Origin of the sequence: Streptomyces sp. NPDC001852 (assembly GCF_042891825.1) — a bacterium.
GTDB lineage: Bacteria > Actinomycetota > Actinomycetes > Streptomycetales > Streptomycetaceae > Streptomyces.
The window spans coordinates 25751-48430 of sequence record NZ_JBIATN010000017.1; the positions used below are offsets into that span (position 1 = coordinate 25751).

A 22680-nucleotide genomic window follows, 5' to 3' on the forward strand; every position below is an offset into this window, starting at 1 on the left:
CATGAGCGCTCCGATATCGGACCCCAGCTTCACAGACGCCGTACCGGACTCCTCCGACATCGCCGTCGTGGGCATGGCCTGCCGCTTCCCGGGCGCCTCGGACCCGGAGGCGTTCTGGCGGAACCTGCGTGACGGCGTGGTGTCCATCGAGCGGCTCGACGAGGCGGAGGTGCTGGCCGAAGGCGTGCCGCGGGAACTGCTCGAGCGGCCCGAATACGTCAGGGCGGCACCGGTGCTCGACGACATCGACCTGTTCGACGCGCCGTTCTTCGGTTTCACCGGCCGCGAGGCCGCGCTCCTGGACCCCCAGCAGCGGCTCTTCCTGGAGTGCGCGTGGCAGGCCCTGGAGGGCGCGGGTTTCGACCCGGCGCGGGCGGGCCGTGCCGGCGTCTACGCCGGCGCCGGGATGTCCGCCTACCTGATGTCCAACCTGCTGGGCGGCGGCCGGCTGCTCATGAGCGCCTCCGGCTTCGAGCTGCAGATCCACAACGACAAGGACTACCTCTCGACCCGGACCGCCTACAAACTCGGGCTGACCGGCCCGGCGGTGACCGTGCAGACCGCGTGCTCGAGTTCGCTGGTCGCCGTCCACCAGGCGTGCCAGGCACTGCAGGGCTACGAGTGCGAACTCGCGCTGGCCGGTGCCGCCTGCGTCCGGGTGCCCCATCGCGTGGGCTACCTCTACGAGGCCGGCCTGATGTTCTCGCCGGACGGTTTCTGCCGGCCGTTCGACGCCGATGCCGCCGGCACGGTGTTCGGCAGCGGGGTCGGCGTGGTCGCGCTGCGCCGGCTGGCGGACGCCGTCGCCGACGGCGACACCGTGCTCGCCGTCATCAAGGCCACCGCGACCAACAACGACGGCTCGGCCAAGGTCGGCTTCACCGCGCCCGGCGTCGACGGACAGGCGGAGGTCGTCACCACCGCGCTGGAACTCGCCGAGATCGACGCCAGGACGGTCACGGCGCTCGAAGCACACGGGACGGGCACCCCCCTCGGGGACCCCATCGAAGTGACCGCCCTCACCCGCGCGTTCCGCGCCCACACGGAAGACACGGGCTACTGCGCGCTCAGCTCGGTCAAGGGGAACGTGGGACACCTGGAGGCGGCCGCCGGCATGGCCAGTCTCATCAAGGCCGTCCTCCAGCTCCGGCACCGCCAACTGGCACCCACGGCCAACTTCCGCACCCCGAACCCGCAGCTCGGCATCGAGAAGACCCCGTTCCGGATCACCGGGAAGCTGACCGACTGGACGGCCACGGACCCGTTGCGCATCGGCGTCAGCTCGTTCGGCATCGGTGGCACCAACGCGCACCTCGTTCTCGAGGAAGCGCCGGAACCCTCCCGGAGCGTCCCGCCGGGCCGCGAGCGGCAGCTGATCACCGTCTCCGCACGGACGCCCCAGGCCCTGGACGATGCCGCGGGGCGTCTCGCAGCGCACTTCGCGGGGCTGGACGCCGCGCCGTCCGGCCCCGGACGGTTCGCCGACGCCGCCTACACGCTGCAGGCCGGCCGGCACCCCTTCCGGTTCCGCAGGACCGTCGTCGCCGCAAGCGGTGCCGAAGCGGCCGGCCTTCTCTCCGGCGAGCATCCCGAGCTGGTCACCACCGCCGACGCGGGGAACGCGCCCTCCGAGATCGTCTTCCTGTTCCCGGGGCAGGGAGCCCAGTACGCCGGCATGAGCCGGGGTCTGTACGACAGTGAGCCCGGCTTCCGCACCCGGCTCGACGCATGTGCGGAACTGCTCCGCCCGCACCTCGGAGCGGACCTGCGAGAGGTGCTCTACTCCGACGACTCCGGCCAGGCAGCGGCCGCGCGGATCACCGCCACCGGCTTCGCGCAGCCCGCGCTCTTCTCCGTCGAGTACGCCCTCGCCGGCCTGCTGGGGGACTTCGGCGTCCAGCCGTCCGCCATGGTCGGTCACAGCGTCGGCGAACTGGTCGCCGCCTGCCTGGCAGATGTCCTCGAACTCCCCGACGCGCTCCGCCTCGTGGCACTGCGCGGCCGCATGATGCAGGAGCAGCCGGCCGGAGCGATGCTCTCGGTCGCCGCACCCGAGGAGCGGGTCCGCGCCCTGCTGCCGCCCGGCGCGGACATCGCCGCGGTCAACGCCCCGGCCCTGTGCGTGGCCTCCGGCCCGGAAGAGGCGATCGCACGCCTGGAGAGCGACCTCGCCGGAGAGGACATCGGGCACCGCAGGCTCCACACCTCCCACGCCTTCCACTCCGCGATGATGGACCCGATCGTCGCTCCCTTCACGGAAGAGGTCCGGCGGACCCGGCTGTCCCCGCCACGCCGGCCGTTCGTCTCGGACGTCACCGGCACCTGGATCAGCGGGGAGCAGGCGACGGACCCCTCGTACTGGGGATCACATGCCCGGAAGCCGGTCCGCTTCGCCGACGCGGTCGCCACCGCGTCCACCGCCCGCGCCGCCTTCGTCGAAGTGGGGCCCGGCAACACCCTCGCCTCGCTCACCCGGCAGGCCGTACGGCCCGAAGCACGCGCTGTCGTCGTCACCACGCTGCCACGCCCCGACGAGAGCCGTTCGGACACCGACGCACTGCTCGAGGGACTCGGCGGTCTGTGGCAATGCGGCCTCGACCTCGACTGGGAGACCCTGCACGCCGGGGCACGGCGCCGGGTGCCGCTGCCCACCTATCCCTTCCAGCGTCAGCGCTACTGGGTCGAGCCGCGTGACACGGGGACGGCAGCCGACCTGGACGTCATCGCCCCGGCCGAGCCGGCCGGCACGGAGGCGGACACGGCCACCCGGCCCGAGGTCCTCACCGCCCACGCCCCGGCCCGCAACGAGGACGAACGCGCGGCCCTGGCCCTGTGGGAGGAGTGTTTCGGCTTCACCGGCCTCGGCATCCACGACAACTTCTTCGAACTCGGCGGTCACTCGCTGCTCGCCACCCGCATGCTCGTCCGGTACCGGGAACTGACCGGCCGCACCCTGACCCTGTCCGAGCTGCTGGCCGCCCCGACCGTCGCCGGCATGGTGACCGCCGCCCGGAAGGCGGACGCCGGGGCCGCGACCCTTCAGGTGGTGCCGGACCCCGGGCACCGCTTCGATCCGTTCCCGCTCACCGAGATGCAGCAGGCGCAGTGGATCGGCCGACTGGGCAGCTTCGACCTGGGCGGCGTCGCCGCGCACGTCTACCTGGAGTTCGACAGCCGCGGACTGGACCTGGCCCGGGCCGAGCGGGCCTGGCAGAACGTGGTCGACCGCCACGACATGCTCCGCGTCGTGGTCCTGCCCGACGGCCGCCAGCGCATCGTGGAGACGGTGACGCCGTACCGCTTCCCGACCCTCGACCTGCGCGACGCCGACGCCGCCGCGATCGAGGACGAGCTCGCGGTCGTCCGGAGCGCCATGGAAGCCGAGGTACGCCCGGCGGACACCTGGCCCCTGTGGGAGATCCGGGCCACCCGGCTGCCGGACGACCGGATCCGCCTCCACATCAGCTTCGATCTGATCGTCGCCGACGTGGCCGGGTTCTTCTTCCAGCTGCTGCCCGAGTGGGGCGCCTGCTACGACGATCCCGGCCGGCAGCCTGATCCGCTGGAACTCACCTTCCGCGACTACGTCCTGGCCGAACAGCAGATGCGGCGGACACCCGACTACGAGCGTGCCCTGGAGTACTGGCGGCGCCGGGTGGCCGAGCTGCCGCCCGCGCCGGAGCTCCCCGTCCGCAGCGCCGGCCGGACAGCGGACGAGTCCCGGTTCACCCGCCGGCACGCCTCGGTGCCGCCCGAGGTCTGGCAGCGCATCCGTGCCCAGGCCACCGCGCACGGCATCACCGCTTCCACCGCACTGATCGCGGCGTACGCGGCCGTGATCGGCGCCTGGAGCAAGAGCCAGCACTTCACCTTGAACCTGACCGCCGTCGACAGGCTGCCCGTCCACCCGCAGATCCGCGACATCGTCGGCGAGTTCGCCTCCTTCGAACTGCTGGAGGTGGATCTGCGTGGCGTCACCGACTTCGCGGACCTCGCGCGCCAGATCCAGCGGCGCAGTTGGAAGGACTTCGAGCACCGCCACGTCAGCGGCGTCCGTGTCCTGCGCGAACTGGCCCGCGAACGCGGAAACAACGCCACCATGCCCGTCGTCGTCACCAGTTCCCTCACCGAGAGCGAGGACCGCGCGGACGACACCTTCGGCTGGCTCGGGGAGCAGTCGTACTTCATCTCGCAGACCCCACAGGTCACCCTCGACCACTTCATCATGGAGGTGAACGGCACCCTCGAACTCGCCTGGCACGCCCTGGAGGAGCACTTCCCGGAGGGCATGCTCGACGACATGTTCGGCGCCTATCACGCCCTCGTGGCAGGCCTCGCCGACTCCGAGGGGTGGGCCGCCGCGCCGTGTCCCGGCCTTCCCTCCCACCAGAGGGAAGCGCGCGCACGGGCCAACCGGACGGACGGCCCCGCCCCACGCGGACTGCTGACCGACAGCCTCCTGCGCACCCTCGCGGACCCTGCCCTGGCCGAGTCCCCGGCGGTCATCGCTCCCGACCGCACGCTGACCCACTCCGAACTGGTCACCCGTGCCTGCGCGCTCGCCCAGGAGCTGCACTCCCGCGGTCACGGGCGGGCAGCCGTCATCGGCGTACGTCTGCCGAAGGGATGGCGGCAGATCGTCGCGGCCGTCGCCGCGTCGCTGGCCGGGGCCCTCTACGTGCCCATCGACCCGGACCTGCCCGAGGCACGCCAGCGCTGGCTCGTCACACACGCCGGCGTCGACTGCCTGCTCACCGGTGACGACGACCCGCTCGACCTCGACGTCGAGGCCGTCCCGGTCCGGGACGCGGTGGTCCCCGCGCAGGAAGCGGCGAACTGGCGGTGCCCGGCGCAGCCCGAGGACGTCGCCTATGTCATCTACACCTCCGGTTCCACCGGCACGCCCAAGGGCGTCGCCGTCACCCACCTCGCGGCCCTCAACACGATCAGCGACATCAACGAGCGGTTCCGCGTGGGCCCGGGCGACGCGGTCCTCGGCCTGTCCTCGCTCAGCTTCGACCTGTCCGTCCACGACGTGTTCGGGGTGATCGCCGCAGGAGGCACGCTGGTACTGCCCGAGCCGGAGGCGCGACGCGACCCCGCGCGCTGGCTGGAGCTCGTCCGCACCCGCCGGGTCACCCTCTGGAACACCGTGCCCGCGCTGATGCAGATGCTCGTGGAACACGCCGAGGCGGTCGGCGCCACGGGCCTGCCGCTGCGCGTGGCCCTGCTGAGCGGCGACTGGATCCCGGTTACTCTGCCGGACCGGATCCGTGGTGTGGCGGCAGCCGAGGTGATCAGTCTCGGCGGGGCCACCGAGGCGGCCATCTGGTCGATCGCCCACCCCGTCGACGAGGTCGGGGCCGACTGGTCGTCCATTCCGTACGGCCGGCCCCTGCGCAACCAGCGCTTCCACGTTCTGAACGAACGCATGGAACCGACCCCCGTCTGGGTCCCCGGCCAGCTCCACATCGCCGGTGCCGGGCTCGCCGAGGGCTACTGGAACGATCCGGAACGCACCGCCGAGTCGTTCTTCCCCCACCCCACGACGGGCGAGCGGCTCTACCGCACCGGCGACCTCGGCCGCTACCTGCCCGACGGCACGATCGAGTTCCTGGGACGCGAGGACTTCCAGGTCAAGGTCGGCGGGTTCCGGATCGAGCTCGGGGAGATCGAGCACGCGCTCGACGAGGTGCCGGGGCTGCGGTGGAACACGGTCGCGGCCATCGGCCCCCGCCACCAGCAGCGGCTCGTGGCCTACCTGGTCCCGGAACCCGAAGCTGTCGGCGACCTCGTCGAGCTTGCCCGCCGGCGGCTGACCGAGGCTCTGCCGTCCTACATGTGCCCCTCCGACTTCGTACTCCTCGACACCCTGCCGCTCAGCTCCAACGGCAAGGTGGACCGGGCGGCACTGCCGGAGCCCGAGCGGCACGGTGGGCGCCGGGACGTCCCGGAGGAGACGGACGCCGCGGTGCAGGAGACGGCCGCCCGCCTGGCCGCCGTCGCCGCCGAACTGCTCGGCCTCGAACGGGTGGGAGCGGGCGACAACTTCTTCGAGCTCGGCGGCGACTCCATCCTCGGTATCCAGCTCGTGGCGAAGGCCAACGCCCAGGGCCTCGCCCTCACCCCACAGGACGTCTTCGAAGCCGACAGCATCGCGGCCCTCGCCGCCGCATGCCATCGGGCCACCGCCGTCGAGACCGGTGAACGCCGGTCGATGCTCACGCCCCACCAACGGGCCCTCGCCTTCCAAGCCGGCGGTACCGAGGCCGACCCGGTGCCGGGCCGGCTGCTGTACGGGGTCGAAGGCGACGTCGACCCCGCGATCGCCGAGACGGCCCTCGGCGCTCTGATGCGCCGGCACCCGGCACTTCGCCTGCGCATCGGCCACGGACCGGAGGGGCCGGTCCAGTGGCCCGGTGACGGCCCGGACTGCTATGTGCCGGACATCGACCTGCGCTCCCTCCCGGAGGCCGTCCGCCAGAACACCATCCGGTCCATGCTGACCGACATGGCCGGCGAACTGGACCTGGCCGACGGCCCCGTTGTCAAGCTCGCCCTGATCAAGACCGACGACGCATCCAGCCTGCTGGCCTGGGTGGGTGCCGGCGCGGTGATCGACGACGGCTCCTGGCCGCGGCTGGTCCGCGACTTCCACCGGGCCTGCTCCCAGCTCACCGCCACCGGAGCGGTGGAGTGGGACCGGCCGGCCGGCGACTTCCTGGACTGGGCCGACGAGGCAGCAGCCCGGAGCCGAACCGTGGACGGGCAGCTCGACGACACCCCGAGGCCGATGCACACCCTGGACGGTGAGCTGCTCAGCGAACTCACCGCGGAGAACGTCGACCGGGCCACACAGCACGCACACCGCGCACACCGCCTCGACGCGCGCGAAGTGCTCCTCGCGGCACTCGCCCGCGCCTGGGACCGGGCCGGTGACACGGAGGCACCGGCGACCATCGTGGCGGAGCGCACCCGGCGGCCGTCCGATGCCACCGGCCACCTGCTCGCCTCCGCCGTCGGCCGGTTCACCGAGCTGGTCTCCCTCCCCGCCGGCACCGGAGCGGGCGACTGCCGCGACACGGCGTCGGCGGTGAAGAGCGGCTACCGGGCCCCGGCCGGGGAACTGCCTTCCGGGCCGCGTGTCCTGGTGCGGGAAGGGCTCCACTGGACGGGCGACGACCCCGTTTCCGGTGCTCCCTGGCCCGACGGCCACCGGAGCCGGTCCGTGGACACCCTCGCCGAGATCACCCCGGCCATGGTCGACGGGACGCTGCGGCTGCGCTGGTGGTACGCGCCCGAGGCCGAAGCCGTCGTACGCGCGGTGGCGGCGGAGCTACCGCGGCGGCTCGCAGAGCTGACCGCGCACTTCGAGGCGACGTCGGACAGCTCCGTCGACGCCTCCGACTTCCCCCTCGTCGACATGGACGACGAGGACCTACGACAGTTCATCGCCGGCCTGGGCGACCAGTAGCGCTTGTCGGGAGAAGACGTGACCACGAATGACACGGGCGCCAGGGACATCGAAGACATCTACCCCCTGTCGCCCATCCAGCAGGGCCTGATGTTCGAGCAGCTCTATCGCGGCGGCACGGGCATCTACATCGAACAGCTGCTCATCACCCTCGAAGGAGAGCTGGATCCTCTCGCCTTCGAGCGCGCGTGGCAGACGGTCGTCGACCGCCATCCGGTCCTGCGTACCACCTTCCACTGGCAGGGCGACCGAGCACTTCAGGTCGTCCACCGATCGGCACGGCTGCCGCTGGAGGTGCTGGACTGGCGCAACCTCGCCACCGAGGAGCAGGACCGGCGGCTGGGCACCTGGCTGGCCCGCGAACGCATCGAGGGATTCCCGCTGGAGCGAGCCCCGCTGATGCGCAACGCCGTGATCCGCCGCTCGGAGACCGGCTGGACGTTCGCCTGGCGGTTCTCCCACCTGCTCATGGACGGGTGGTCCTTCGGGCTCGCCATGCAGGAGTTCGCCCACTGCTACCGCGCCCTCCGTCGGGGCGAGCAGCCGGCCCTCCCGCCGGCCCCGCCCTACCGCAACTACCTCGCCTGGTGGCAGGCTCAGGACCCCGCCAAGGACGCCGAGTTCTGGCAAGGGGAACTGGGCGGTCACGTTCCGCCCGAGCCCCTCCACCTCGACGGCGAGCCCGTGCCGGAGAACACCGCCACGCACGCCTTCCTGGAACTGGAACTGGACGACCTCGCACCCGGCCTGCGCACCCTCGCCCGGGAACGCCAGCTCACCCTCAACACCCTGGTCCAGGGTGCCTGGCTGCTCGTCCTGAGCCGGTACCACGGCACGGAGGACGTGGCCTGTGGTGCGACCATCGCGCACCGTCCCGCGGACCTGGCGGCCGGGCAGTCGATCCTCGGCCCGATGATCGTCACCCTCCCGGTCCGCGAACGGCTCGATCCCCACCGTGCCCTGCTGCCGTGGCTCTCGGACTTCCAGACCCACATGGCCGCCGTCCGGGAGCACAGCCGGCTGCCTCTCGTGGAGATCCAGCGGCTGGCCGGCCGGTCGCCCGACACGCCCCTGCTGGAGACCAGCGTCTCGTTCGAGAACGTTCCGATGCCGGACCTGGCGCTGGACGACGTCGGCCTCTCGGTGCGTGACATCTTCTACGACGGCCGCCCGCACTTCCCGATCACCATGGTCATCATGCCGGGGGACCGGATGCCCCTGCGGATCGTCCACGACCTGCGCCGCTTCGCCCCCGAACCGGCGCGGCGGATAGCCGATCAGCTCGTGTCCGTCCTCCGGCAGGTGGTACGGCGTCCGGAGCTCACCCTGGGGGAGGTGCGTCTGGACGACAGCCACCTCGCGCAGCCGCACGGGGAGTTGCTCACCGGCCCCGACGAGACACTCGCCGAGTCCTTCGCCCGGCAGGTACGCAGCCGCCCGGACGCGGTCGCCCTTCGATGCGGTGACAGCGAGCTGACCTACCACCGGCTGGATCAGCTGGCCGACAGCATCGCGCAACGGCTCAGGGCAGCGGGAGCGGGCCCGGGCCGTCGGATCGGCCTCTGCCTGGAGCGCTCCCCCGAACTGGTCGCCGCGATGGTGGCCACCTTCAAGACCGGCGCGGCCTACGTCCCCCTGGACCCGGAGTATCCGGCCGAGCGCCTCCGCGAGATCCTCGGCGACGCCGACGTGCACATCGTCGCCACGTCCGAGGCCCTGGCCGACCGCCTGCCTCCGTTCCCCGGGACGACCCTGGTCCTCGACACCGGACAACCGCCCGGCACCGGCGCGGCCGGCCTCACCTGCGCGACCGACCCGGACGCCGCCGCCTACGTGCTGTACACCTCGGGTTCCACGGGCCGCCCCAAGGGAGTGGTCGTCACCCACGCCAACGTACAGAGCCTCCTGGCGGCCGGACGCGCGGAGTTCGGCCTCGGCGCGGACGACACCTGGACCTTCACGCACTCCCACACCTTCGACTACTCGGTCTGGGAGATCTGGGGCGCGCTCGCCAACGGCGCTCGCCTCGTCATCGTCCCGCACTGGACGGCCCGCTCCCCTCAGGACCTCCTCCGGCTGGTCCGCCGCGAAGCGGTCACCGTACTGAGCCTGACCCCGGCCGTCTTCGAACACTTCGCCGAGGCGGCCCTCGACGACGGGGAGACGGACACCGGAGCACTGCGGCACGTATTCCTCGGTGGCGACCGGCTGCAGCCCGCTGTGCTCCGGCCGTGGGCCGCACGCTTCGGGCTCGACCGTCCGGCCCTTCACAACCTGTACGGAGTCACCGAGGCCACCGTGGTCTCCACGAGCCACCGGGTGACCGAGGAAACCCTCGCGGCGGGCACGCCCGTACCGATCGGCCACTCGCTGCCCAACCAGCACGTCCTGGTGTGCGACTCCCGCGGGCGACCGGTCCCCGTGGGCGCGCGCGGCGAACTGCGCCTGGTAGGACCGGCGGTGGCACAGGGCTACCTCTTCCGGCCCGAACTCACCGCCGAGCGCTTCGCCGTCGAGCCGGCCCCGCTGGGCGGCCCCGGCTACCGGACCGGGGATCTCGCCCGGCACCGCTCCGACGGCGCGATCGAGTTCCTCGGGCGCGCCGACTCCCAGGTGAAGGTACGCGGCTTCCGGATCGAACCGGGCGAGGTCGAGGCCGTCCTGCGCGACCACCCGGCTGTGCGTACCGCCCTGGTAGTGCGGCGCGACCAGCACCTCGAGGCCTACCTGGTGCCCGTGTCCGGCTCCGTACCCGAGACCGCCGTCCGCGAGTACGCCGCGGAGCGACTGCCCGCTCACATGGTGCCGAGCGCCGTCGGCTGGGTCGACCGCATCCCCACGAACCTCAGCGGCAAGGTGGACCTCGCCGCACTGCCCCGGCTGGAGCGGACCGGCGCTGCGGAGTTCGTCGAGCCGCGCACACCGACCGAACGCCACCTCACCGGACTGCTGACCGACATCCTGGAGACGGAGCGGATCGGCGTCTACGACCGGTTGGCCGACCTCGGCCTGCACTCCCTGGCCGCCATGAGGCTGACGGCGCAGCTTCGCCACGAGGCCGGGGCCGAGCTCCCGATCCGGTCGGTACTGGAGGCACCGACCATCGAGGCCCTGGCCCGAGCGGTCGACGCCGGCCCCAGCGCGCAGCAGGGAGGCCGGCGTGGCTGAGCTGACAGGTCCCGTCATCGTCGCCGGAGCGGGTATCGGCGGCCTCACCGCCGCGCGAGCCCTGCGGCAGCACGGCTACCGCGTGATCGTGATCGAGCGCGCCGACGAGGCCCGCGGACTGGCCGGTTCCGGACTGACGATCTGGACCAACGCGCTGTCGGCCCTCGACCGGATCGGACTGGCCGACGCGGCGGTCCGCGCGGGGATGCCCCTCGACCGACAGCGTCTCCATACCGCCGACGGCGAGCCGATCCACGAGGTGCCCGTCGGCCGGATCGGCGCCGCCATCGGCCGCCAGGGCGTCGGCATCCGCCGGCAGGACCTGCTCCGCGTGCTGCTCGAGGGCTGCGCCGACGCGGAGGTGCGCTACCGGTCCCGACTGGTGGGCATCCAGCAGCACACCGAGGGCGTGCGGGTGCGGCTGGACGACGGAGAAGAGCTCGCCGGCGCCCTCCTCGTGGCCGCCGACGGCCTGAGGTCGCGCACCCGCGCGGTGCTGTACGACGACGGCCCTCCGGAGCCCGAGGGACACATGATCTGGCGCGGCATCAGCGACAGCCATGCGGGTTTCCCCGAGCACACCTCCTACATGGTGTACGGCAAGGACGGGGCCCGCTCGGTGGCCTGGCCGGTCGGTCCCGACGCCGTCTGCTGGTCCGTGAGCCGCAACGGCCCACCCGGTCACGGAGAGAGCAGGGATCCGCACGAGATCAAAAGGGCGCTGCTGGCCATGACCGCCGGATTCCCCGAGCCGGTCACCGCCGTCATCCGGACCACTCCGGCCGAGCGGATGCTGCGGACGGATCTGTTCGGACGCCCGGAAGCCGTCTGGGGCACCGGCCGCGTCGCGCTGCTCGGGGACGCGAGTCACGCCATGCCGACCGTCTACGGTCAGGGTGCCTGCCAGGCCATCGAGGACGCCGTGGTGTTCGCCGACGCCCTCGCCGCCGCCGCTACCCCCGAGCAGGGGATCGAGGACTACGCACGCCGGCGCCGGGAGCGCGTCGGCTGGATCCGGCAGCGCACCTTCCAGCTCAGCCGGTACCAGGGCTGGGAACTCCCGCTGCTGATAGCCCTGCGCAACTCCACCATGCGGGCACTGCCGCCGGAGGCCACGGAGCGCACCTGGCAGACCCTGCTCACGTTCGACGACGGAAGCCCGGAGAGCCGCGATGCAGCCTGATCCCCTCGTACCCGGTCCGCCGCCGCCCCCGCTCACCCGTCTCGGTGCCGCCGACCGACGCTGGCGCGACCACGTGCGCGCGTTCGCGGAGAAGGAGATCCGGCCGCTGTCCGCCGAGATGGACCGCACCGGCACCCTCGATCCAGGGCTGCGGCAGCAGCTGTTCGCCTCCGGGCTGACGTCCGTCGCGATACCGCTCGAGTACGGCGGCCTGGGCGGAGGCCTGTTCCAGGTGGTCCTCGCCATCGAGGAGACCGCCCGCGTGGACGCCGGGGTGGCGGTCGCGGTCGACGTGCACAACGCCCTCGTCGTCGCGACGATCCTCAGGACCGCGGGCGGCGACCAGCGCAGGCGTTACCTTCCGCTGCTGGCCTCCGCGAAACTCGGTGCCTTCGCCATCTCCGAGGAACAGGCGGGCAGCGACGCCTTCGCCCTGCGGACCACCGCCCACAGCGAACCCGGAGCGTTCGTCCTCAACGGACGCAAGAGGTGGACCAGCAACGCCGCCCAGGCCGACGTGTTCCTGGTCTTCGCCACCGATCCCGAGGGCAGGGGCATCTCCGCCTTCCTCGTCGACCGGGACACCCCGGGGCTGTCCGTCGTACACCGCACCGAACAGCTCGGTGTGCGTGCCGCCTCCACCGCCGACCTCGTCCTCCAGGACGTACGCGTACGCGTGGGACAGTGCTTGGGAGGTGTGGGAGGCGGCCGGACACTCGCCGCGGAAGCCCTCGACGTCGGACGCCTGGGCATCGCCGCGCAACTGGTGGGACTGGCCCAGGGCGCCCTCGAACAGGCCACGGAGTACGCGAGGTCCCGCGAGCAGTTCGGGCAGCGGATCGCCGGCTATCAGGGCGTGCAGTTCACCCTGGCCCGGATGCGCGTCGACATCGAGGCGGCCCGCGTTGTGCTCTACAACGCCACGCGGATCTTCGAAGACGGCGCGGACCGTCTCGAACAGGCCAGGCAAGCCGCCATGGCCAAGTACCTCGCGGCCGAGGCCGCCGAGCGCACCGCGTCATCGGCCGTCGAGATCCTCGGCGGGAACGGTTACACCCGCGACTATCCGGTCGAGCGGATCTACCGGGACGCCAAGGCCGGCAAGATCTACGAGGGGACGAGCAACATGCTGCTGCGCACCATCGCCGCGACACTGACCGGTGAGGGCTCATGACCGGTTCCGACCGGCCCGTCCGCCTCTTCTGTCTGCCGTACGCCGGCGGCTCCGCCCGGTCCTACCTGCCTTGGTCACGGCAGCTCGCCGACGTCGCCGAGGTAGCTCCGCTCGAGCTCCCCGGCAGGGGCGAGCGGATCCGCGAACTTCCCTGCGACCGCATGGGGCCGCTCCTCGACGACCTGCTCCCGCGCATCGCCCGGACCGCGGACGAGCCCTTCGCCCTGTTCGGCCACAGCCTCGGCGCGGCGATCGCCTACGAACTCGCCCGCCGGCTGCGGGACCGCCACGGCGTCCAGCCGGTCCGGCTGTTCGTCTCCGCCCACCGAGCACCTCATCTGCCCCTGCGGGAGCGCCGGATCACCCATCTGCCGGACGAGGCCTTCGCCGCCCATCTGCGAGGCCTCGGCGGCACCCCGGCAGAGGTGTTCGACAGCCCGGACCTGATGCGGCTTCTCATGCCCGTGCTCCGTGCCGACTTCGCCCTGTCCGAGAACTACGGGCACCCCGCCGGTGACCCGTTGGACTGCCCCATCACCGCCCTCGGCGGCACCCACGACCCGGACGTCTCGGTGGAGGAGCTCGGCGCCTGGCGGCGCCACACCCGTGACCGCTGCCGGGTGCGGATGCTCGACGGTGATCACTTCTTCGTCCAGACCGCCCGGACGCACCTCCTCCAAGCCGTTCGGGAGGAACTCCGCCCGTCCCGCTCCGAAGCCCCGTCCCGTTCGATCGCCACCGCATGCCCTGGAGGGAAGCACCGATGACCCCGCCCGCCCGCGCCGCCGCCCCCGGTGCCTCCGAACGCATCCTCGTCATGGGACTCCTGAAAGGGGCCTGGCTCGCCCACGCCTGCTGCACGATCACGGAACTGAGCGTTCCGGACATCCTCGGAGAGAACACCCGGCCGGTGACCGAGATCGCCGCCGAAGCCGGAGCCGACACCGAGGCCCTCTACCGCGTGCTGCGCGCCCTCACCACGGTGGACATCGTCATCGAGTTCCCGGGGCGGTGCTTCGCTCTCACACCGGCCGGGTCCCTGCTGCGCTCGGACACGCAGGGGTCCCTGGTGCCCGTCGTCTCCGTGGTCCGCGACGAGGTGCTGGGACTGTTCGGTGAGCTCACCCACGCCGTCCGCACCGGTGAGCCGGCCTTCGAGAAGATCTACGGCAAGCCGTTCTACGACTACCTCGGCGCGAACCCCGATCGGAACCGTTCGATGACCTCAAGTCTCGCCGCATCCCGCAGGGTCCCGGCGATGCTGGCGTCCTGCGGGCTCGCCGACGCGCGCACCGTCGCCGACATAGGAGGAGGGAACGGAGCCCTGCTGGCCCGCATCCTGACGGACCATCCCCGCCTGACGGGAACCCTGCTGGAGCTGCCCGAAGCGGCGCGGCACGCCAGGCACGTACTGGCCGAGGCGGGCGTCGCGGACCGCAGCGAGGTCGTCGAGGGCGACTTCTTCGAAGCCGTCCCCACCGCGGACGTATACGTGCTCGCACGGATTCTGCGGAACTGGGACGACGAGCGCGCTCTGGCCCTGCTCAGGCGCATCCGTCGGACCTGCGGCGCGGGGGACAGGCTTCTGGTGTTCGAGAAGGTCATCCCCGACGAGCCCGTCTTCCACCCGGCGAAGATCGACGATCTGCTGATGCTCGTTCTCGTCCGCGGCCGGGACCGGACCGAGAGCGAGCACCGCACGCTGCTCGGCGCCGCGGGATTCCGCGTCGAGGAGGTCCGCACGCCCGTGACCGACCTCGACGCCGAGGCGGTCATCGAGGCGGTGGCCGAACAGGCATGACGTACCTCCGTGCAGAACGGCTCATCCCCGGCCGGGGCGAACCGGTCACCGACGCCGTGCTCGTCATGTCCGACGGCACCATCACCTACGCCGGTCCCCGGGCGAGCGCACCGCCCCCCGGTTCCGGCGAGGACGTCCTCCATGTTCCCGTGCTGATGCCGGGGATGTGGGACTGCCACACCCACCTCGTCGGCAGCCGAGCCGGACTCGGTCTCGACGCCGTGCTGCTCACCCCGCCGGCCGTGGCCGCGGCCAGGGCGGTCGGGGATCTCACCGCCGCGCTCGACGCCGGCATCACGAGTGTGCGCGAACTGGGCGGCTACGGGGCCGAACTGGCACAGGCGGTCGCCGAAGGCAGCGTCACAGGTCCGGACGTCCACGCGGCCGGCGCCGCGATCAGCCCCACCGGCGGGCACGGCGACGCCCACCGGGTTCCCCACCCGTGGGTGCGTGACTGCTCCGAGCACGGAGGGGTCCTCCAGACCGCCGACGGGGTGGACGAATGCCTCCGAGCCGTCCGGCTGCAGCTGCGGCGCGGCGCCCGTGTGATCAAAGTCTGCGCTTCGGGCGGTGTGATCAGCGACCTGGACCACCCGGAGCACCGTCAGTTCTCGCCCGCCGAACTCCGGGCCGTCGTGGAGGAAGCCGAACGCGCCGACCGGATCGTGGCCGCCCACTGCCACGGCAAAGGCGGCATCATGGCGGCCCTGACCGCAGGATGCCGGACCATCGAACACGGCAGCTGTCTGGACGAGGAGGCGGCGGCCATGATGAAGGAGCACGACGCCGTCCTCGTCCCGACGAGAACCATTTTCGAGGGCATCCTGGCAGCCCGGCACATGCTGGGCGAGCAGTCCTACGCCAAGGCCGTGGCCATGGCCGACCGCCACCTGAAGGCCATCGCCACCGCCCACGAGGCAGGCGTACGCATCGCCGCGGGAACGGACCTCGGAACCAGCAGGCCCGGCACCGCTCTCTCCTGGGGCCGCAACGGCGCAGAGGCGTCCCACCTCGTAGCCGCGGGGCTCACGCCACTCGAGGCGATCGAGGCCTGCACCGCGAACGGGCCCCTGACCCTCGGCCCCCAGGCCCCCAAGGCCGGCCGACTCGCCGCCGGCCATCAGGCCGATGTCCTGGCGCTGTCCGCCTGCCCCGTTCAGGACATCACCGTTCTCGCCGACCCGCAGCGGATCACCCACGTCTGGAAACACGGCGAACCGGTCAAGCAGCCCACGCCGGCACAAAGCCCTGGTTGACTTCAAGCCGACTTGAGGTGGAACGGTGGAACCGCCGCTCGGGCTCAATTCCCCCGTGGGTCCGGGCGGCCTTCGCACAGTCACCCTCATCCTCGTCGAAGCAGGAGTACGTGTGTCCACACCGCGCCGACCGGTCGGGCTGATCACGGCCGTCTTCCTCGGAACCTTCATGGCCCTGCTCGACATGAGCGTCGTCAACGTGGCGCTCCCGGACATGCAGACCCACCTGCACGCCCGGATCACGGACATCCAGTGGGTGGTGGACGGCTACACCCTGTGCCTGTCCGCCTTCATGCTCACCGGCGGCGCGCTGGGCGACCGCTTCGGACGCAAGAAGGTCTTCCTGACCGGGCTCGCCCTGTTCACCCTCAGCTCGGTGCTGTGCGCGGTGGCGCCCAACACCGCCACCTTGGTGATCGGGCGGCTGCTGCAGGGCACCGGAGCCTCCACGGTCACCCCCGGAGCACTGTCGCTGCTGGCACAGGGATTCCCGGACCAGGCCAAGCGGGCGCGGATGATCGGCCTGTGGGGCGCGTGCAGCGCCCTGGCCGTGGTGCTCGGGCCCCTGCTCGGCGGAGCGCTCACGGACTCCGTCGGCTGGCCCGCCATCTTCCTGATCAACGTGCCCCTCGGCATCATCGCCCTCACGGCGGCCCTCAAGGGCATCACCGAGTCCGCCGACCCGGAGCACGCGGCCACCGACCCCGTCGGCCAGGTCCTCGGCATTGTCTGGCTCGCCGCGCTCACCTACGCGGTGAACGAGGCCGGACGCGACGGCTGGACCGCGACCCAGAACCTGGTGCTCTTCGCCGTGGCGGCCGCCGCCTTCGTCGCCTTCGTCGCCGTCGAGCGCCGCGTCCCGCGCGCCATGCTGCCGGTGTCGCTCTTCGGCAACCAGCGGTTCGTCATCACCAACATCGCGTCGTTCATGCTCGGCTTCGGCGCCTACGGCACTTTCTACCTGCTCTCGCTCTACCTGCAGCAGGTCCAGGGCACCAGCGCGGCGATGACCGGCGTGAAGTTCCTCCCGTACTCGGCGGCGATCGCCATCGGCTCGACCCAGGCCGGCAAGCTGACCGCCCGCTTCGGCCCCCGAGGCGTCATGGTCGCCGGCTACGGACTGGTCAGCGTCGGCCTGCTGGGCCTGCTCACCCTCACCCCCAGCACCGGGTACGGGCAGGTGGGCGTGCTCTTCGCGGTGCTCGGCCTGGGCATGGGCCTCGGCATCGCACCCACCAACGCCGCCGCCATGGCCGCCGTTCCCCGGGAGCGGTCGGGCGCGGCCGCCTCCACGGTCAACGCCACCCGCCAGGTCGGCACGGCCCTCGGCATCGCCGTCCTCGGCTCCCTGCTCAACGCACGCGCCGAGATCTCGGTCGCCCGGGACCTCGCCCGCTCCGGCAGCGCCCTCGACCCGGGCGAGCGCGGCAGTGCGGCCCACCTCATCGTGACCCAGCACGGAGCAGCCCCCTCCCACCTCGGCCTGAACCTCCGTGCCGCACAGCGGTACTTCGGCTCCGGCTTCGTCGACGGGCTGCACACCAGCCTGCTGGTGGCAGGGGTCGCCACCGCGCTCGCCACCGTCGCGGTCCTCCTCCGTCTCCGGACGCCCAAGGCCGCGCCGCAGCCGCAGCGCCCCCCTCAGCAGGCGCGGGAGGAAGGCCAGATCACCGCCTGATCCGCGCACGCCGCCCCCGACCGGCCGTCGGCCGCCGGTCGGTGGGCACGGCTGCGGCGCTGGAGTGCCCGGGGCTCTGGGTCAGTCGACGGTCGGAGCGGCGGCGTACTCCTCGGGGGTGACGGGGGTCAGCCAGTGCACGACGTCGTGGTCGGTGTCGCTCTGAAGCCCGCCGCCGGCCCGATGATCGTGAGCTCGCCCCATGGGGTCGATGCCGTCGCTGCTCAGGAGTTCGCTCCCGCACGGTCGAGCGGTGTGCCGAAGGCGACGGTCTGGCCCGGGAGGCGGGTGTGGGGGTAAATCGCACAGGCGTGGACGATCGCCGCGAGTACGGCGGAGACCACCGTGACCAGCTCCAGCGGGACGGCGGGCCCGCCGAACGCGAAGCGTGCCATGCCGAGGAGTGACGACGCGGTCCCCGCGATCTCGGCGTGGTGCGCCAGGGCGGCGAGGCGGACGGCGGGGTGCCGGTGGCCACGCCGCTGACCATGGTGAGCGGGGACAGCACCATGGCGGCGAGCGGCAGGTGCAGGGCCGCGGTGACGAGCAGCGCGGCGCGCCGCGGCCCTTCGGCGTTCGAGACGGTGGCGGTCGGCCGGGCGAGGACGAGCGGAAGCTCGCCGAGGAACCGGGCGCGCGGCACCACCTCGACACCGGGCGACGGGAATCCGGCACGGCTTCTCCTGCAATCACCCCTGGCCGAACCGGGCATGGGCGCTCGCAGCGTCAGCGGTCATCCGGCCGGCAGCGGTCGCCACCGGTGTCCGCCCCTGGGTGCCGGCCTACGCCGGACGTCTGCGGCTACGTCGCGGGCTTGGTCAGGAGCAGCTCGGTGTTGTGGTCCGCGGCGGTGCCGATGCGGGTGGCGGGGGTGGCGTAGGGGTCGTTGTAGGCGAGTTCCCGGTACAGGGCGGCAAGGCCGGGATCGGAGGTGTCGGTGAAGTCGGTCCGGTAGGGGGCGGCCGACTCGATGAGCGTGGTGAACAGCGACAGCGTGCCGTCCTGGTTGTCGGCCACCTCGATGATCCGGGCGTGGTGCGGGTAGTCGACGTGGGAGGCGGTGTTGATCTCCCAGAAGGCGCGCTCGGGCACGGTGTGGCCGTGCGGGATGATCTGGTTGGTGTGGGTGTGCCCGTTGACCCAGGCCACCACGTTCGGGAAGCGCTGGAGGAGGGTGACCAGTTCGGCGCCGCTGTGGCGGGCTTCGAAGGGGTGGTACGGGTCGGGCAGCAGGTTGCCCATGGTGCCGCTGGTGTGGTGGCTGAAGACGACGACGAGCCGGCTGCCGGATCCGCCGCGCACCACGTGGCCGTCGCTGTCGTACCAGTGCCCGCTGTGCGCCTCGAGGACCGACTCCAGCCAGTTCAGCTGCGCGGTGCCGAGCGAACCGTCCGCGAATCCCGCCCGGTTGGTGGTGTCGAGGCTGATACCGAGGACGCCGTCGGCGAGGTCGAAGGTGTAGTAGAGGTGTCCGCTGCTGACGGAGTCGCCGGTGAAGCCGTGGCCGACGGGGCCGCTTCCGGTGTACGCGGGGTTCAGGTGCGCCTGGGCGAACTCGGCCGGCGTGAACGGGTGGCGCCGCTCGTCGGGGGTCACCGTGCGGATCGAGCCGCCACTGGTCAGCAGCTTGCCCAGCAGCAGCACGGCCTCCGCCGGGTCGTGCTGCACGGCGTCCGCCAGCCGGGCCGCGGTGGCGTCGTCGCAGCCCTCCAGCTTGCGGGAGCCGGTGTAGAGGTCGTTCAGCAGACCGAGGTCGGGCAGGCTGCCCTCGATGCTGTCGTCGTGGTTGCCGACCGTCGTGTACCACGGGACGCTCAGGCCGGGCGCGTCGAAGGGGCGCACGGCGCCGCTCAGGAAGCCCGGGATCTGCGGCAGGCCCTTGGCCTTGTAGGTGTCCTGGAGGGACGACTCGGGGTTCCAGTACTGGGCGCTGCCGGAGTTCTGCACGCCTTCGTAGCGGGCGAGGTCGCCGCTGTTCGGCGTGATCCGGCCGCCGCTCATGACCGTCAGGTACCAGTCGAGCTCGATCCGCTCGTGGTTGTCGGTGTTGTCGCCGGTGGCCATGACCAGACTGAACGGCAGCCCGGTGTACGGCCCTTGGCGCACCGCGTTGACCCGTTCGACGAGGGATGAGGCACCGCGCACGGTCAGCGTCTCCTGCGGCCGGTGCGCGCTGTCGTTGAGACGCGCCAGGTACTCGAACCGCACCGGCGACTCGGTGTCCGTCAGATGCAGGTCGGTGAACTGCACGAAGGAGGCGAGCCCGGTCCGCCGGTCGTCCCGCCCGGACCCGGCACCGGCCAGCTCGGCACGCACCACGAGCGGCCAGCCGGGCCCCGCCGTCAGCCGCTTGTACGCCCCGTCGCCGGACGGCGTGGCCACCTGTTCCAGCGTGGTGCCGCCGATCCGTACCGCACGCGCGGCCGTGGCGGCCAGGGCCCGGTCCCGGGCGTGTGCGGTGCTCGGTGTCAGCAGCGGCCACAAGGCTGCTCCCGCGGCTGCCGCGGATGCTCCCGACACGAACCGGCGACGGCTCATCCCGCTCATGAATCCCCCTGTCCACGGCGGCAGTCGAGTGTCACGCCCGAGGGCCGGACGCGTCCGCCGGGGCAACCTTACTGACGGGTAGACAAGTGTCCAGGGGGCGGAGGGAAACTTGAGGGAAACAAGGGGTCGTCAGGCGAGGCGGGTGGGGTCTGCTTCCGGTCGCCGAGCCGGGCCCCGGAGCCGGGCGAGGGCGCGCCGTGCGGCGTTGTAGCCGCACATTCCGTGGGCGCCGGCGCCGGGCGGGGTCGCGGCGGAGCAGAGGTGGACCCCGGGCACGCCGGTGGCGTACGGGTCGAGCGCGGCGCGCGGCCGGAAGAGAAGCTGCCAGGGGTCGTTGGCGCCCGTCACGACGTCACCGGCGACGTAGTTCTCGTTGTGCCGGCTCAGCTCCGTCGTGGAGCGCACGTACATCGCCCGGATCCGCTCACGGAAGCCGGGGGCGAACTGCTCGATCCGCGCGGTGATCGCCTCGGTGGCGTCGCCGCTGAAGCCGGCCGGCACATGGGCGTAGGCGTAGAGCGGGTGCACGTCGCCTGCCGAGCGGGACCGGTCGGCGAGGTACTGCTGGCCGACGAGCACGAACGGCCGCTCGGGCATCCGGCCGGCGGTCACGTCCCTCTCGGCCGCCGCCATCTCCGCCACGCCGCCGCCGAGGTGCACCGTGCCGGCCGAGCGCGCACCCTCGTGCGCCCACGGCACACCGCCCTCGACGGCGAAGTCCACCTTGAACACGCCCGGCCCGTGGCGGTAGTTCAGATACGCGCGGCGTATGTGACGGGGCATCCGGTCGCCCGCGATCCGCGCGGCCGCCGCCGGCGAGGTGTCCAGCATGACCAGGTCCGGGCCGCCCAGCTCGTCGAGCGAGGTCACCCGGCGGCCGGTCTCGAACTGCACGCCGTACTCGGCCGCGCGGACCAGGACCGCGTCCCGGATCGCCGCCGAACCGCTCTCGGCGACCGGCCAGCCGACGGCGTGCGCGGCCGTGGTCAGCGCCACCCCGATCGCCGAGGAGGCGAACGTGTCCAGGGGCCGGAAGGCGTGCACGGCGACGCCGGTGAAGAGCGCCCGCGCCTCCGGGGTACGGAAGCGGCGCGCCAGCACCGTGGCCGGCAGGCCGGCGTAGGCGCCGAAGAGGGCCAGGTGGAGCGGGTGCCGCGGAACGTGCAGCACCGGCTGCAGGAACTCCTGGCTGATCGTCCCGAAGCGCTCGGTGAGTGGCCCGAACGTGCGCAGCCATCCGCGGCCGCCCGCCCCGAGCCCGGCGGCGGTCCCCGCCACCGACCGGACCGCGACCGCGCCGCGCCCGCCGTCGAGCGGGTGCGCGAACTCGACCGGGGCCCAGCGCCAGGTCAGACCGGCCCCGGCCAGGTCGAACCGCTGGGCGAAGGCCGAGCCGGGCACCATGGCGTGCATGCCGGAGCACTCGTCGTGGATCAGGCCGGGCAGGGTCAGCTCGCCGGACCGGGTGCCGCCGCCGAGGACGTCCGCGGCCTCGATGACACGGACCCGCACGCCCGCCGCGGCGAGGGTGAGGGCGGCGGCGAGCCCGTTGGGCCCGCTGCCGACCACGACCGCCGTCGTCATACGCGTGCCTCCTCGCCGTTCGCCGTCCGGTGCACCGCGGGTGGTGCGTCGGGTGCCGCCGGGCGGGCTCGCGCACGCCCACCGGCCGCGCCCGACGATACCGAGGGCCGGTGGAAGGCAACGGCGCGACAGGGTCTCAGCCGGGCGGACCAGGGGCGTTCTCCTCGGTGCCGCCGGAGGCGGGGGTGCCGAAGAGGGGCAGACGGTGCACCGGGGGCGGCTCGCCCGGCAGGCCCAGGCGTTGCCAGGCCAGGCGGACCGTGGCGCGCAGCAGGCGGTGGGCGCGGACGAGCAGGAGACCGGCGAGGGGCAGTTCGATCAGGACGGCCGAGGCGACGGACTCCCAGATGTCAGGAGTGCCCCAGGCGAGCGAGACGTCGAACCAGGCGTCGCACACCAGCAGCGTGGCCGCGACGACGGCGCAGGGTATGAGGATCTGCCGGTGCAGCCACACCGCGAGCCCCGCGCCGAGGAGGGACAGCAACAGGAGCACGTCGAAGCCGACCCAGGCCGCCGGCCAGTACCGGGCCTGGAACCGGTCGGGCAGGGAGAGCGCGAGATAGACGGTCCACGGGACCAGGACGATCACACACAGGGCGAGGAAGCGCAGCGCGCGACGGCGGCGGCGCCGCAGTGCAGGGGCGGTGAGCAGGGCCTGGAGCCCGCCCGGTCCCACGGCCGGAGCGTCCACCGCTCCGTCGGCCCCGTCCGCCTTCTTCCCCGCCTTCTTCTCCACGGCCGGCTCCTCCACGTCGCACCCGACCAGCCTATGCGGACCCACCGCCCCCACGCCGTGCCGCCCGAACGCATCCGCA

Annotated in this window: 13 protein-coding genes; 8 read left to right on the forward strand and 5 right to left on the reverse strand. The window is 72.5% G+C overall.

The features are described from left to right. Position 1 precedes the first annotated feature (1 nt). From ACFYZB_RS27735 to ACFYZB_RS27770, 8 genes are all read left to right on the forward strand, one after another. Positions 2-7474, forward strand: a complete 7473-nt coding sequence (locus tag ACFYZB_RS27735; protein WP_388763346.1) for an amino acid adenylation domain-containing protein — start codon at positions 2-4, stop codon at positions 7472-7474. Positions 7475-7492: 18 nt separating this feature from the next. After that, positions 7493-10642, forward strand: coding sequence for an amino acid adenylation domain-containing protein (locus ACFYZB_RS27740; protein WP_388763347.1), 3150 nt, complete (start codon positions 7493-7495; stop codon positions 10640-10642). Beyond that, positions 10635-11825, forward strand: a complete 1191-nt coding sequence (locus tag ACFYZB_RS27745; RefSeq protein WP_388763349.1) for an FAD-dependent monooxygenase — start codon at positions 10635-10637, stop codon at positions 11823-11825. The genes ACFYZB_RS27740 and ACFYZB_RS27745 overlap by 8 nt, the downstream gene beginning before the upstream one ends. Next, a complete protein-coding gene (locus ACFYZB_RS27750; RefSeq protein WP_388763351.1) occupies positions 11815-12999 on the forward strand; it encodes an acyl-CoA dehydrogenase family protein in 1185 nt (394 codons plus the stop codon). Before ACFYZB_RS27745 ends, ACFYZB_RS27750 begins: the two co-directional genes overlap by 11 nt. Beyond that, the gene (locus ACFYZB_RS27755; RefSeq protein WP_388763353.1) at positions 12996-13766 is read left to right on the forward strand and encodes a thioesterase II family protein; all 771 of its coding nucleotides are present in this window, start codon (positions 12996-12998) and stop codon (positions 13764-13766) included. Before ACFYZB_RS27750 ends, ACFYZB_RS27755 begins: the two co-directional genes overlap by 4 nt. Continuing rightward, positions 13763-14800, forward strand: coding sequence for a methyltransferase (locus ACFYZB_RS27760; RefSeq protein WP_388763354.1), 1038 nt, complete (start codon positions 13763-13765; stop codon positions 14798-14800). Before ACFYZB_RS27755 ends, ACFYZB_RS27760 begins: the two co-directional genes overlap by 4 nt. Next, positions 14797-16056 carry an amidohydrolase family protein gene (locus ACFYZB_RS27765; RefSeq protein WP_388763356.1) on the forward strand — a complete coding sequence of 420 codons (1260 nt, stop codon included), beginning with the start codon at positions 14797-14799 and terminating at the stop codon, positions 16054-16056. The genes ACFYZB_RS27760 and ACFYZB_RS27765 overlap by 4 nt, the downstream gene beginning before the upstream one ends. A 112-nt stretch (positions 16057-16168) precedes the next feature. After that, complete coding sequence (locus ACFYZB_RS27770; protein WP_388763357.1) at positions 16169-17734, forward strand: MFS transporter; 1566 nt, start codon at positions 16169-16171, stop codon at positions 17732-17734. 81 nt (positions 17735-17815) lie between these two features. Here ACFYZB_RS27770 and ACFYZB_RS27775 read toward each other — a convergent pair whose 3' ends face one another. The 5 genes from ACFYZB_RS27775 to ACFYZB_RS27795 all read right to left on the reverse strand — a co-directional run bounded on the left by ACFYZB_RS27775 (position 17816) and on the right by ACFYZB_RS27795 (position 22601). After that, on the reverse strand, positions 17816-17938 hold the full coding sequence (locus ACFYZB_RS27775) for a hypothetical protein (RefSeq protein WP_388763359.1): 123 nt from the start codon (positions 17936-17938) through the stop codon (positions 17816-17818). 20 nt (positions 17939-17958) lie between these two features. Beyond that, positions 17959-18129 (reverse strand): hypothetical protein, encoded by a 171-nt coding sequence (locus ACFYZB_RS27780; RefSeq protein ID WP_388763361.1) that lies wholly within the window; start codon positions 18127-18129, stop codon positions 17959-17961. 406 nt (positions 18130-18535) lie between these two features. Beyond that, positions 18536-20281, reverse strand: a complete 1746-nt coding sequence (locus ACFYZB_RS27785) for a TIGR03767 family metallophosphoesterase (protein ID WP_388763362.1) — start codon at positions 20279-20281, stop codon at positions 18536-18538. Between the two features lie 129 nt (positions 20282-20410). Continuing rightward, a complete protein-coding gene (locus tag ACFYZB_RS27790) occupies positions 20411-21865 on the reverse strand; it encodes a phytoene desaturase family protein (RefSeq protein WP_388763364.1) in 1455 nt (484 codons plus the stop codon). 136 nt (positions 21866-22001) lie between these two features. After that, positions 22002-22601 carry a hypothetical protein gene (locus ACFYZB_RS27795; protein ID WP_388763365.1) on the reverse strand — a complete coding sequence of 200 codons (600 nt, stop codon included), beginning with the start codon at positions 22599-22601 and terminating at the stop codon, positions 22002-22004. Positions 22602-22680 lie beyond the last annotated feature (79 nt).

Excerpts from the sequence above, each read along its gene's own strand:
- ACFYZB_RS27735 (WP_388763346.1), top strand. The coding sequence starts at position 2 with ATGAGCGCTCCGATATCGGACCCCAGCTTCACAGACGCCGTACCGGAC.
- ACFYZB_RS27750 (WP_388763351.1), top strand. The coding sequence starts at position 11,815 with ATGCAGCCTGATCCCCTCGTACCCGGTCCGCCGCCGCCCCCGCTCACC.
- ACFYZB_RS27755 (WP_388763353.1), top strand. The coding sequence starts at position 12,996 with ATGACCGGTTCCGACCGGCCCGTCCGCCTCTTCTGTCTGCCGTACGCC.
- ACFYZB_RS27760 (WP_388763354.1), top strand. The coding sequence starts at position 13,763 with ATGACCCCGCCCGCCCGCGCCGCCGCCCCCGGTGCCTCCGAACGCATC.
- ACFYZB_RS27765 (WP_388763356.1), top strand. The coding sequence starts at position 14,797 with ATGACGTACCTCCGTGCAGAACGGCTCATCCCCGGCCGGGGCGAACCG.
- ACFYZB_RS27775 (WP_388763359.1), bottom strand. The coding sequence starts at position 17,938 with ATGGGGCGAGCTCACGATCATCGGGCCGGCGGCGGGCTTCAGAGCGAC.
- ACFYZB_RS27780 (WP_388763361.1), bottom strand. The coding sequence starts at position 18,129 with ATGGCACGCTTCGCGTTCGGCGGGCCCGCCGTCCCGCTGGAGCTGGTC.
- ACFYZB_RS27785 (WP_388763362.1), bottom strand. The coding sequence starts at position 20,281 with ATGAGCGGGATGAGCCGTCGCCGGTTCGTGTCGGGAGCATCCGCGGCA.
- ACFYZB_RS27790 (WP_388763364.1), bottom strand. The coding sequence starts at position 21,865 with ATGACGACGGCGGTCGTGGTCGGCAGCGGGCCCAACGGGCTCGCCGCC.